Below are 12,261 nucleotides of genomic sequence, written 5' to 3' on the forward strand. Positions count from 1 at the left end.
GCACCCCCGTTAGTTGTTTGCCCCTTCATTTTGCTCAAGCGCATGCACACGAAGCTTTAGCTGCTCAAGCTCCTCCAAGACTGCCAGGTTTTGTTTCGACAAAATCGCCTGAACCCGTTCGGTAATTCGCTCCTCCATCCGCTGCTCCTCTTCTTCCTTGCGATTGATGAGCTTCTCTGCAAGTGCACGGGCTTCGAGACGTCCCATATCCCCTTTTTTGACTAATTCACCTACGGTTAGTTCAATTTGCTCCTTACCTGCAGCCGCCAGGCCAATCCCCAGCATCACCGCTTTTTCCAGCGTTGTTTTCATTCGTTTCCAGCTCCTCTGATCAGATGATTTTCTTTTGCTATACGGATTAGCTGCTGAAGCTCTTCAATACTCTGTTCCGCAGCTTCCTCTCCCGCCTTGATGCATTCCTGTGCTTTGGTAAAGTCAAAAGCCGCGAAGGTTCCAACATCGGGCCGAATCACAAAGTCCGCCAGCTTCAGACTGGCATGCTTGCGTTCTGCCGTCATCAGGCTGTATGAGCGATACACCACTTCGACCATATTGCGCGGCGGCTTGTTCTCATGTTCTCTCGCCACATCCACGGCAATAACAAAGCAGGTATCCCCGGCGAGCGCTTCCTCCACCGGCAAATTATTCAACACTCCGCCGTCTACCAGCATCTTGTCTCCCTCCATCAGCGGCGCAAAAACTCCCGGGAATGCAGTGGTCGCTCTCAGGACAGTGCCGAGATCCCCTTGATCCAGCACCACCTGCTTTCCTGTCATCAGATCAACCGCAATGGCTCTGAACTCAATTGGAAATTGTTCAATCGGCAGGTCGTATTTGCCGTGCCTTCGCAGCAATTCGTTGATCGTATGATGGACTGCATTTCCGGCAAGCAGACCGCGGTGGCGGATACCAACATCGAGCAGCCTGTATTTAGGTGTACTGAGCAGTAATTGCTCAATATCTCCAGCGGCAACACCTGCCGCGTACAGGCCCCCGATAGCCCCGCCCATGCTTGTGCCCACAATGCGGTCTATCCGGATTCCATGCCGTTCAAAAGCTTTCAATACGCCAATATGCGCCAGCCCCCTGACGGCTCCACCGCCCAGAACAAGTCCTGTTTTTCCCATAATACACTCCACTCCACTTCCGTCAAAAAACATAAAAGACCCAAAAACTAAGGAAAAGCAAAAGCTTTCTCAAGCTAAAGCTTCGTGCAGCATAGTTGACAACAATTGTTGTTCCTGATTGGACAACTGGTCCATGATGCGGAGAAATTCGGATACAAGCTCAGTGAATTCGTTGCCAAGCTCGTCATTGATTGTTTGAATGATCGTGCCGAGAACCGTCCCCACAAACATCAGGGTTCTATTCTCACTAGCCGGTGTTTTGCTTACTACCAGACGGATCAGCGTTTCTGTTTTTCCGCCAAGCTTCCTCACATAAACAAGCAGCAGGCCAAGAATATAGCCGCAAAACTCAATGCTGGATGCCTTGGAAGGAATTTCGTTCATCATTCTTCGGATCAGATCGTTCACACTGCCGCTCTTTACGCCCTGCAGCAGCTTGTGGATATGGGCCACTGTCTGCTCCCAGTCCGCGGGATTAAAGAAATCGCTCCGGTTCTGCTTGAACAGCTCGGACGCCTTAACCGTAGGCGAGAAGACTACCTGCGAACGGCCGGTTTCCTTGGAATTCACTTCATAGCTCCGTGTTACAAAGCCGAGCTTTTCGATTTCCTTCAGCATGTCATAAGCAGTCCATTTGCTGACTCCCAATGAACGGGCCAATGTCTCATAATGAATAGGCAAGCGGGTACGCTGATACAGCTCTACCAGTTGTCCCAACAATTGCAGCCTTCGCTTTGTAAGCGGCATTGATGTTCACCTCAAGTGTTTTTGGGTTTTTTGTGTATATAATATCATTAGCATATCCGCCCGTCAACAGCATGTAAGCGTTGCGGAAAACGGGGCAGTTCAAAAGTCATGAACGGGCTTGAGACTGCCCCTTTGTCTTGACATAACAAAAAAACTCCGCTATTATTCAATGAATAAAGTTCATTCATTAAATAAAGAATAAAGGGTTGATTATATGCCAAGAACAGAGGAAGTAAATCAACAAATTCGTGATGATCGGAGGGAACAAATTCTGCAAGCCGCTGCAGAAATGTTTTTACAAAAGGGGGTAAGCAATCTCAAAATAAGTGAACTCGCAGCAGCCGCTGGAATGAGCCAAGGATTGCTCTACAGGTATTTTTCAAATAAAGAAGAAATCCTTGCCACTTTGGTTGAACAAGCTACTCAAGCTATCATTCAGCAAATGCAGGAGGTACTCCACATTCCAGAATCAGCTTACATGAAATTGTATCGTTTGACCGAGGTAATGCTGCACGGTATACGAATCAACCCTGCGGGCCAGCAACTATTACTTCAATCGGTAGCTGTCCCGGGAAAAGCCGGAATTTTGGTTCAAGAAATGGGCAGCTTGATGAAAAGCACTCTGCACCAACTGATTCTTGATGGACAGGCATCCGGTGAGGTTGTACAAGGAGATCCCCATCAATTAGTTGTATTATACCTTTGCACTATTCAGGGGTTGACGGTAGGCTTACATTTCTTTGGAAATGACACCATAGAACACTTTCCTGATATTGATACCGTGTTGAGGATACTCAAACCATAGCATGTAAAGGGAGGAAATTAAAATTACCGCTACCGCTATTACCAACGTCCATGTCTTTGATGGTACTAAACTTACCGGATTAAGGACTGTTGTCATTGAGAACGGGAAGATTTCTTCGCTAACCGCGGGAGAACTTGTGGTGGACGGCCATGGGGGAACACTTCTTCCAGGTCTGATCGACTCTCATACTCACTTAACGGGTGCAGAAGATCTTGAATCAGCCGTCCACTGGGGCGTGACCACCATGCTTGACATGGCTTCCCGGGTTCCCGAGCTGGTTGACAGCCTGCGAAATCGTCCAGGGCTGCCAGATATCCTAAGCTGCTACTACCCTGCTTCGGCTCCCGGCAGCACTCAAGCCCGAATGGGGTTCCCAGCCTCATCCATCGTCAATGGACCCCAAGATGCTGAACGGTTCGTAGCTCAGCAGCTCGGATTTGGGGCAGATTATATTAAGCTCATCATTGAAGATCCCGCTGTCAGAGGCTCTGCCGCCCTTTCCAGCGAGACTGTAGCAGCATTAGTTGAGGCTGCCCACCGGTATAATAAAAAGGTATTCGCTCATGTAACTACGCCCGATGCATTTAGTATTGGCATAGATGCTGGTATTGACGTGCTCACTCATGCGCCGCTTGGAAAACCGCTACCGCAGGACCTGGTAACCACCATGGTTAACAAGGGAGTAATAAGCGTGCCCACTATGGTTATGATGAAGCAAATAGCCAAGAAATTCGGGAAAATCAACCCTGTCCTTTTATCATTGGTAATGTCAAAGGGGATATTCCGCAAGCTAATCAATATGTTCAAATCCGAATCGCTGAACTATCATAATGTAGAGGAAACCGTCCGGGCCTTCATCCAATCAGGAATTCCTGTCATTGCGGGGACAGATGCCAACACAGATCCCAAATCACCTTTGATGCTAAATCAGGGGGAATCCCTGCATGAAGAGCTGGAATTGATGGTAAAAGCGGGAATGTCGCCTGTTCAGGCTCTCCAAAGCGCTACGAGCCTTCCCGCCAAATTATTTGGCCTTCAAGACCGGGGGAGCATACAAACGGGAACCCGTGCAGATCTTATACTAGTAGATGGCAATCCGACAATTGATATAAGCGCAACACGTGCTATTAAAAGGGTTTGGGCAGGAGGAGTGCAGGTACGGGGATGAACATAGGGGGGCTTCTAAGCAACATTAACAAAGCAGCCTCACAGAAGGCTGCTTTGTTAAATAATATTCCCTCAGAACACCTTCTTCTGATCTCTATCCTCAATAATAATCTGCACCGACTCCTTAAACCGCAGGGCATGAATAATCTCCCGCTCCCGCAGGAACTTAAGGCTGTCCTGCAAATCCACGTCATCTGTCATGTCGATCAGCCATTGGTATGTAGCCCGGGCCTTCTCTTCGGCGGCAATGTCTTCGTACAGATCCGCGAGCGGATCGCCTTTGGCGGCGATATAAGTCGTGGTGAAGGGCACACCGGCTGCGTTGTTGTAGAAAAGAGCATGATCCCGCGTCGCGTAGTTCGGGCCGAGTCCGGCGGCTTCGAGCTCGCTGATTGAGGCATCTTTGGTTAATTTATAGATCATTGTGGCGATCATTTCCAAGTGGGCGAATTCCTCCGTTGAAATATCCGTTAACACCCCGATTACTTTATCCGGTATTGCGTACCGCTGGTTCATATACCGCAGCGCCGCCGCCAGCTCCCCGTCCGCGCCGCCGTACTGCTCCATTAGATAGCGCGCCATCCGCACGTCGCATTTGCCGACACGTACCGGATACTGCAGCTTTTTCTCATAGATCCACATTCGGGCACACCCCTTCCAAAAGTTTGTGAGCATACTCTCCCTGTATAACCCGGCGGTCTACACCTGCCAAGGCCACGGCGTCTGGTTCCACTCCCAGGGGCATTTGGAGTAAGCGCGGCCGAAGTTCTGCAGTGGACCATACAGCTCCTGGAACTGGTTCGCCAGCCGGGTGCGCTCTTGTGTGAGCTGGTTGAACTGCTCAATGGCCTTTAGATCCTCAAGATGGGTATCCAGATACAGATTCAGCTCCACCAGGGCAAAGTCAAGGGTTTGCAGTTGCTCCAGCATTTCATAGTAACGGGGATCGCAAGCTTTTGCTTCCATACTACTTGCCTCCTTTGCTCTTCGATTCATACGGGCTGAACAGCGCAGGCCAGAGCGTCCCCGCTCTTAAGGCTTCGGGCAACGTAAACTGCGGCAGATTCGGCGGCTGAAAAGTAATGAACTGATTCGGCGGCACAACAAAAGTTTTGCACGGCACCGGCGGGCATGGATCGAACGGTCCCCTGAACGGTATCCATACACGTTCCTCAGTATTCATGTTTTTTCCTCCTTATATCCTTTTAGATTCACGACGGAATGAAGACAGTACTCTGTAACTAAGTCTATGATCTGCGCCCAATCCGTAGACCAATGGAAGCCCTTCTCCCTTATCAGTACAACGGGTAAGATCACTGTCTGCTAAAGCAACGGCCCCCGGGTAAAAGGGTCTCCCAACTGGTGATTCGAACCCCCACAGGACCCTTACAGTGTCTCTTCCTCACTGTTCCGGACTCTCCTTTCATCATCCACACACATGATTCAGGCTACCCAAGAAATCCTTGAAAAACCTTCAGAAATACATGATTTGTGCAAACAAAACAGCATACAAATAAAGAGGATTATTATTAAGGAATTTTTGGAGGGACTGATAAAATGGCTTTTGTGGAAAGGTACAGCATCAATGAGAACGGAGCAGTTACATTTACGGGCAATACCTTGGGGCTTAGCCGTTCTGAGACTACAGGTGTCCCAGGAACGGTAGACAGCATCGGGGCTTACATTACGACGAATACCGCACAGCAGTTTGGTACGTATCCACCGGGTACAACCAACGTAATTCTGAACAACAGCTCTGCCGCTATACTGCAGATCCCGGCGGGCAGTACAATCCTCTATTCGGAATTAATCTGGGGAGGAACCTTTATTGACGGAACGGAGAATAATACCGCACTGATCAACAATCCTGTTCTATTTACGACTCCGCTTGGGCAAACGTCTGTACTTTCTGACCCTGCCACCCGGTTTGAAGTCGTGTTATCAACGGCCACCGGATTTCCTACTACCTATGCATATGTGCGGTCAGCAGATGTGACCACTCTCGTCTCTGCTGCCGGAGCCGGAACATACACTGCGGGTAACATTGTCGGAACGCTCTCAATCCCTGACCCTACCTCCAACCATGCTGGCTGGACATTGGGCGTCGTTTATCGGAATCCAGCCCTGCCCTTGAGGAACATGTCCTTGCGCGTTACAGCCGATGTTATTTTATCCACACAAGGTCCGGTTAACATGATCATCGACGGTTTCGCCACACCGTTTATGGGCCCATTGGCCGGAAGGGCGCTGTTCAGCTCACAGGAAGGAGATGCTAACAAAACAGGGGATCAGGCCCGATTCGGTCCTACAATTCCAACGTTAACCGCCTTATCAGGACCTAATAATTTTCCCAACAATTTCTTTGCTTCCCAGATTAATAATGACACAGGAAATTTAGATACCTCCGGCACCTTCGGTACACGCAACCAGATCAATGGAACACCTGGTACCAACATTGTGGGCGGCAGACAGGGTTGGGATATTACGAATGTAGACATCGGCTTTACGCTGCAAAATGCGCAGACCCAGGCGGTGATCCAATTAACTACAAATGGCGACGGCTACCTACTGGATGGAAACGCGCTGCAGATTGATATTAATATTCCCGCTCTTTCAGCCGTCAAAAGCACAAATGTCCCTGATGCTGTTCTTGGCGACATTGTCACTTACACCATTAAGATCTCCAATAATTCCCTGGTGGATGCAACCAGTGTCATGTTCTTTGACAACATTCCTGCGGGCAGTACATTTGTAACCAACAGCATTACAGTAAATGGCGTAATTCAGCCAGGAACGAACCCAGGAACCGGAGTACTCATAGGAACGCTGGTTTCAGGTGCGACGGCGACGGTAACCTTTCAGGTCACGGTGACATCCGTGCCCTCCCCCGCCAGACTGCTCAACCAGGCAAAGATTGGCTATACGGCTCCCACTGTGCCCGGTGGGCCTGTTATTAATACTTCTGTTCCCTCTAATGCAGTAGAAGTCCCTATCTTTCAGCCTGTAATCAGCATTGTAAAAAGCGCAAATACTGCCAATGCCCTTGTCGGAGATACCGTCACCTACACTTTGCTTGTCTCGAATACAGGCAATATCGGTGCGACCAACATTGTTTTTGATAATATTCCGGATGGCTCAGTCTTTGTTCCGGGAAGCGTGGCTGTAAACGGTGTAGTACAGCCTGCTGCAAATCCGGTAAGCGGAATTCCGGTTGGAATCATTCCACCTAATACTTCTGCTACCGTTACTTTTCAGGTGAATGTCGTCAGCCAGCCTTCCAGCCTGCAACTGGTGGACCAAGGCTCTTCCCGGTATACCTTCCAGCCGCCAGATGGACGCGTTATTCCAGGCTCCGCCGTCTCTAACACTGTTTCCATTCCCGTTTCTATCCCGATGGTTAGCGTATTAAAATCTACCGCAGCAACAGATGCAGTTGTAGGCGATATCATTACCTATTCCATTAAAGTTACGAACCAGGATGGAGAAATCGTCACGGGTGTCCTGCTTACCGACTCCATCCCGGATGGATCGGTATTTGTTCCAGGCAGTGTTACGCTGAATGGTGTAACACTGCCTGCTGCAAGTCCCGTTACCGGTATTTCCATTCCGCTGCTTCTGCCGGGCGCCTCGGCCACTGCTACCTTTAACGTAATGGTAGTTGCCCTTCCGAATCCTCCAGAATTGAATGACCAGGCTCAAGTCACCTTTAGCAGTGGAACCTTTACTGGCTCCTCCTTCTCTAATAGTATTACTGTGCCGGTCTACCAGCCCATAATAACCTTGTCCAAATCTTCTGTACCTGCTTTCGCCGTTGTTGGTGAAATCCTCACTTTCCGGATTACTGTCTTTAATACGGGGAACATCGCCGCAACAACGACATTAACCGATATGATTCAGGCGGAAGCGGCGTTTGTCCCCGGAACCGTACTGGTCAATAATATTCCTCAGCCGGGCACAAATCCCAACACGGGCATTCCGCTTGGAGTCATTCCAGCCGGCGGCTCTGTCTTCGTCACATTCCAGATCGTCGTGAATAGCCTGCCTGCATCGCAGCAGCTACTTAATCTGGCCACAGCCGACTTTACCTTTACTCCGCCAGATGGTCGGGTCATACCAGGCAGCTCTGATTCTAACCCGATTATCGTACCGATTTCGCCAGACAATATTACAGTTGTCAAATCTGCGAGTGAACTTGAGGCTGTTGACGGGGACATTATAACCTATAGCTTTGTCATAAAAAACAATGATCCTGTTGCTGTAACTGACGTTACCCTAACCGATGCCATTCCTCCAGGATCAGTATTAGTCCCCAATAGCGTTACCCTCAATGGAGCACCTGTAACCGGAGCATCCCCCGTTACAGGCATTCCTATCGGCTCCATCGCCGCCAGCGAAATTGCGACCGTTACGTTTCAGGTGCTTGTCACTGGTACTCCGCCGCCTGTGCCGCTCCCATTAATCTTGACGGATCAGGCTAGTGTCGTCTTCAGTACCGGTGATTTCACCGGAACCGCTTTATCTAATATCGTCAATATCAGAGTCTTTGAACCGGTAATCACTCTTCTGAAGTCAGCAACACCTGCAACTGCATCGGTGGGAGATATCATTACCTATACCGTTCAGGTTACGAACGAAGGGAACTTCAACGCAGATGTGTTTTTGACAGACCCGCTGCCACCGGGCTTGACCTTTGTGCAGAACAGCGTCTTGATCAACGGGAACCGCTGGAGCAGTGCGGACCCCAATTCTTCCATTAATCTAGGTACCGTCCAGCCGGCATTTCCATTGACCGTTACCTTTCTGGCAGTAGTTACTTCTCTGCCCGTTCCTCCAGAACTGACAAATCAGGCAACCGGGAATTATACGTACACTTTACCGGATGGACGTGTGCTTACCGATAGCTCCTCGTCCAATGAGGTTACCATCCCTGTAACTGCGACAGACCTAATTACTGTTACCAAAGCTGCAGACCGGCTATACGCGGTGCCAGGAGATTTAATTACCTATACGCTTACTGTTATCAATAACACTCCATCTCCCATTGCCCATCTGGTTGTGACCGACCCCATTCCCCCGGGTTCGTCGTTTGTCCCTGAAAGTGTCACGGTTGACGGCATATCCGTACCCGCAGCCAATCCCGCTACAGGAATTGCCATCGAAACACTGGCGGCTAATGCACAGGCGAACATTACTTTTCAAACACTTGTATCAGAAACCATGCCTCCTGTTGCTAATCCTTATTTGTTGACCGACCAGGCTACAGCCAGCTTTACCTCAGGTGAATTTGCCGGAACGGCTGCCTCAAACCTTGTCAATGTCCAGGTGCTGGAGCCCATAATCAATCTTGTCAAATCCGCTTCACCCGCTACAACAAGCATCGGTGATGTCCTTACGTATACGATAATAGTGACGAACAGCGGAAATTTCGGAGCAGACACAACCTTGCTGGACCCCTTGCCTGCGGAAGAGCGCTTTGTCCCTGGTAGTGTGACGGTTAATGGTACGGCAATACCCGAAGCCGATCCTGCTACGGGAATTATGCTTGGTACCGTTCAGCCCCGGACTGCCTTGACTGTCTCATTCCAGGCTTCCGTCATTGCGCTTCCTTCCCCGCCGCAACTGGCTAATCAGGCAATCGGTAATTACACGTATACCCTACCCGACGGACGGATTCTAACGGAGACAACCGTGTCTAATATCATCATCACCCCTGTTGCTGAAGGAGCCCTTCTGTCAGTTACCAAAGCTGCCAGCAGCGCTGCAGTCGTTAATGGCGATCTGATTACGTTCACCTTGACGGTGGTCAATAACACGCAAACTTTGGCCACCAATGTCATTCTGACCGATCTTGTCCCTGAGGGCACAAGCTTCATATCCGGCAGCGTCACCCTGCAAGGTATACCGTTGCCAGGAGCAGATCCGGCTGCAGGAATTCCAATCGGCAACCTGGATGCGGGGTTATCCGCTGTTGTTGCATTTCAAGTACAGGTCACTAATCCGGGGACTGCTGCGCAATTGAGCAATCAGGGGATCGTAAACTATACGATCGCCGGCATTAGCGGCAGCGCAGCCTCCAATATCGTAAACATTCCAGTCTATGAGCCCAATATCATCATCGAAAAATCGGGGGAACCGGCACAAACAACTCTCGGGGGTACGATCCATTACACACTCAAGTTGTCTAATTTAGGGGGACTTTCCGCAAGCCTCATTGTTGTGGACTCTATTCCGGCTGGAACTCAATTTACGCCGGGTAGCTTGAGGGTTGACGGTATAGTTGTGAACAGTAATCCAGCCAATGGAATTCCGCTTGGAATTGTTACTCCGGGTACCTCGGTCCTCATTACCTTCGATGTGACTGTTCAGTCGATTCCTGCAACCAACCAGGTTATGAATTCAGCACAGGCCGACTACAGTCTTGCTCTGCCGGATGGCCGAATAATCAGCGGTACAGTGGATTCCAACCCCGTTATCACTATTATTTCAGATCCATTAATGGAGATTATTAAGACGTTCTCTCCCGCTCAAGCAACTCCAGGAGGGTCTCTAACATTCTCTTTCCGGGTTGTTAATGGCAACAATTCAGCCTTAAGTGATATTATATTCAAGGACCTTATTCCTGAAGGAACTACTTTTGTAGCCGGCAGTGTTGTCGTGAGAGATGCCGTTATTCCAGGGGCCGACCCCGCTGCCGGCTTCGTTATTGAGAATATCGCACCAGAATCAACGATTTCTGTCAGCTTCAAGGTTTTTGTTAATAATAATATTACTCTAAGCGAAATTGTGAATCAGGCAAGCAGTTCGTATAGACTGGGCAAAATGGCATTTCAGGTGTTCTCCAACCGGATTGCAGTTCCAGTTTTCCTTGCGGGTCCGCCTGTAGGTCTGCCAGTAAATTCGCCTGTGAATTTGCCTGCGACTTCACAGCCTCCTGCAGCTATACCGCCATCTTCTATGGAGTCTGGCTCCTTATTACCTGCTGCTTCTAGTTCAGCAGCTTCTCAGGCTGCACCAACGTTGACTGTCTTGAAATCAGCCGGCAGCAGCTTCTCAGAGGTTGGAGAAACCCTTACTTTCACCATACTAATTACAAATATCAGCTCGATTCCTGCACAGAACCTCCTGCTTAAGGATAAGCTTCAGAAGGAGCTTTCTGTTATCCCGGGGAGCATTACCATTCAAGGTATTCCACAACCTGCGGCTAATCTCCCTAGCGGCGTGGTTCTAAGCAGCTTGCTCCCTGGAGGAACATTGAACATTAGCTACAGCGCTTTGATCAAGAGACAGCCCCCAAGTGGAAAAATATCCAATCAGGCCGTTATATCTCTGCAATTTTTGCTTGCGGAAGGAAGCGTGGCTCCAAGCGTATTTACATCCAACATATGCGTTGTTTCTGTATCTGAAGGCGAAGAGTAAAACTAACGGGTCAGAACCGGCTTCTTCCTGCCTCCGGATTTCAGATGTCTCGATTTCTGATGACTCCGAGTCTTTGACTTGCTTCCTGTACCCTTTTTCCGGGCTACAGGGGGCTTTCTTTGTTTACCGGAAATCTGTTCTTTCGGAACAGCAGCAGGCTGCAGCAGATCCAGATAGAGAGGCTGCTCCTGCTCTTCGTCAGAGAGTGTAAACGCTCTTTGCTCCTTTACATAGTCGGGTTCCTCTAATTCATTTGGATTGATATTCAACAGATCCGCTGAGGTAACGGGCTTCTTCACCACAATAAGATGATACATAACTTGAAAAGCCACATTGAGCTGTGACTGACGAAGGTAGGCCAGTTCAACCTCATCATAAAAACCATGATAAGCAGGGTAATAAAAAAATTCCATGCGGAGCAGGCGGAAATCCACTGGTGCAAGATTGTTCGGCGTCTGTGGCAACACAGTATTAAATCCGGATAAAGGATATTCATCCTGATAAGCCGGATTCTCATGGGCAGTCCAATATCCGGGTGAATGTTCATTAAAAAGCTGCTTAAATTCAGGGTTTATCATGTTAACGGTAGCGTGGGCATAAGGAGCCACGATGCAAACAATCGCTCCGTGACGGCATATTCTGTAGATGTCCTGCATCACGGATTGAAGATTATCTACATATTGCAGACTGTGAGAGCACATAACAAATGTAACACTATCACGCTCAAGTGGAATCCGCCTGTTGAAGTCATGGATCATATCCGTTTCCTTAAAGTTAATGCGGTCAATACCGATACAGTCACGATACTTGTTCTTTCCACTTCCCAGGTCAATTCTCATAAGGCTCACTTCTTTCCCGAAGTTCTCTTTTTACATCCTATTCACTCCATAGTAGCCTTGTATATGCATTCATCCCTTGTCTAATAGCCTAAAGAGATGAGCCAAAATAATACATCTTTAATTTTAAAATGGGATAGAAGAACATGCGCACCATGTCGCT

10 protein-coding genes are annotated in these 12,261 nt (G+C 49.0%); 3 read left to right on the forward strand and 7 right to left on the reverse strand.

The window, feature by feature from the left end:
• Window positions 1-9 precede the first annotated feature (9 nt).
• The 3 genes from B212_RS0117120 to B212_RS0117130 all read right to left on the reverse strand — a co-directional run bounded on the left by B212_RS0117120 (window position 10) and on the right by B212_RS0117130 (window position 1,874).
• Window positions 10-312 carry a phasin family protein gene (locus B212_RS0117120; protein WP_019912169.1) on the reverse strand — a complete coding sequence of 101 codons (303 nt, stop codon included), beginning with the start codon at window positions 310-312 and terminating at the stop codon, window positions 10-12.
• On the reverse strand, window positions 309-1,127 hold the full coding sequence (locus B212_RS0117125; RefSeq protein WP_019912170.1) for a patatin-like phospholipase family protein: 819 nt from the start codon (window positions 1,125-1,127) through the stop codon (window positions 309-311). The genes B212_RS0117120 and B212_RS0117125 overlap by 4 nt, the downstream gene beginning before the upstream one ends.
• Before the next feature lie 69 nt (window positions 1,128-1,196).
• Complete coding sequence (locus B212_RS0117130) at window positions 1,197-1,874, reverse strand: hypothetical protein (protein WP_019912171.1); 678 nt, start codon at window positions 1,872-1,874, stop codon at window positions 1,197-1,199.
• Window positions 1,875-2,088: 214 nt separating this feature from the next.
• Here B212_RS0117130 and B212_RS0117135 point away from each other — a divergent pair, with 214 nt between their 5' ends.
• Window positions 2,089-2,679: a TetR/AcrR family transcriptional regulator gene (locus B212_RS0117135; protein ID WP_019912172.1), complete on the forward strand. Its 591-nt coding sequence runs from the start codon at window positions 2,089-2,091 to the stop codon at window positions 2,677-2,679.
• Between the two features lie 139 nt (window positions 2,680-2,818).
• Complete coding sequence (locus B212_RS0117140; protein ID WP_019912173.1) at window positions 2,819-3,847, forward strand: amidohydrolase family protein; 1,029 nt, start codon at window positions 2,819-2,821, stop codon at window positions 3,845-3,847.
• Window positions 3,848-3,918: 71 nt separating this feature from the next.
• On the opposite strand, the gene B212_RS0117145 is transcribed toward B212_RS0117140, so the two are convergent.
• From B212_RS0117145 to B212_RS0117155, 3 genes are read right to left on the reverse strand one after another with little or no spacing between them, the layout of a single operon-like run.
• Window positions 3,919-4,488: a manganese catalase family protein gene (locus B212_RS0117145; RefSeq protein WP_019912174.1), complete on the reverse strand. Its 570-nt coding sequence runs from the start codon at window positions 4,486-4,488 to the stop codon at window positions 3,919-3,921.
• A 57-nt stretch (window positions 4,489-4,545) separates the two neighbouring features.
• The gene (locus B212_RS0117150) at window positions 4,546-4,812 is read right to left on the reverse strand and encodes a spore coat protein CotJB (protein ID WP_019912175.1); all 267 of its coding nucleotides are present in this window, start codon (window positions 4,810-4,812) and stop codon (window positions 4,546-4,548) included.
• Window position 4,813: 1 nt separating this feature from the next.
• A complete protein-coding gene (locus B212_RS0117155; RefSeq protein ID WP_019912176.1) occupies window positions 4,814-5,029 on the reverse strand; it encodes a spore coat associated protein CotJA in 216 nt (71 codons plus the stop codon).
• Window positions 5,030-5,403: 374 nt separating this feature from the next.
• Here B212_RS0117155 and B212_RS0117160 point away from each other — a divergent pair, with 374 nt between their 5' ends.
• A complete protein-coding gene (locus B212_RS0117160) occupies window positions 5,404-11,262 on the forward strand; it encodes a DUF7507 domain-containing protein (protein ID WP_019912177.1) in 5,859 nt (1,952 codons plus the stop codon).
• 2 nt (window positions 11,263-11,264) lie between these two features.
• Here B212_RS0117160 and B212_RS31730 read toward each other — a convergent pair whose 3' ends face one another.
• Entirely contained in the window at window positions 11,265-12,101 is an 837-nt protein-coding gene (locus tag B212_RS31730; RefSeq protein WP_019912178.1) for a class I SAM-dependent methyltransferase, read from the reverse strand.
• Window positions 12,102-12,261 lie beyond the last annotated feature (160 nt).

The sequence above is a fragment of the Paenibacillus sp. HW567 genome, from assembly GCF_000374185.1.
Classification (GTDB): Bacteria; Bacillota; Bacilli; order Paenibacillales; family Paenibacillaceae; genus Paenibacillus_AQ.

What these genes read in the sequence shown, in the direction of transcription:
- B212_RS0117135 (WP_019912172.1), top strand. Translation starts at nt 2,089, where the DNA reads ATGCCAAGAACAGAGGAAGTAAATCAACAAATTCGTGATGATCGGAGG.
- B212_RS0117160 (WP_019912177.1), top strand. Translation starts at nt 5,404, where the DNA reads ATGGCTTTTGTGGAAAGGTACAGCATCAATGAGAACGGAGCAGTTACA.
- B212_RS0117145 (WP_019912174.1), bottom strand. Translation starts at nt 4,488, where the DNA reads ATGTGGATCTATGAGAAAAAGCTGCAGTATCCGGTACGTGTCGGCAAA.
- B212_RS0117130 (WP_019912171.1), bottom strand. Translation starts at nt 1,874, where the DNA reads ATGCCGCTTACAAAGCGAAGGCTGCAATTGTTGGGACAACTGGTAGAG.
- B212_RS0117150 (WP_019912175.1), bottom strand. Translation starts at nt 4,812, where the DNA reads ATGGAAGCAAAAGCTTGCGATCCCCGTTACTATGAAATGCTGGAGCAA.
- B212_RS0117120 (WP_019912169.1), bottom strand. Translation starts at nt 312, where the DNA reads ATGAAAACAACGCTGGAAAAAGCGGTGATGCTGGGGATTGGCCTGGCG.
- B212_RS0117155 (WP_019912176.1), bottom strand. Translation starts at nt 5,029, where the DNA reads ATGAATACTGAGGAACGTGTATGGATACCGTTCAGGGGACCGTTCGAT.
- B212_RS0117125 (WP_019912170.1), bottom strand. Translation starts at nt 1,127, where the DNA reads ATGGGAAAAACAGGACTTGTTCTGGGCGGTGGAGCCGTCAGGGGGCTG.
- B212_RS31730 (WP_019912178.1), bottom strand. Translation starts at nt 12,101, where the DNA reads ATGAGAATTGACCTGGGAAGTGGAAAGAACAAGTATCGTGACTGTATC.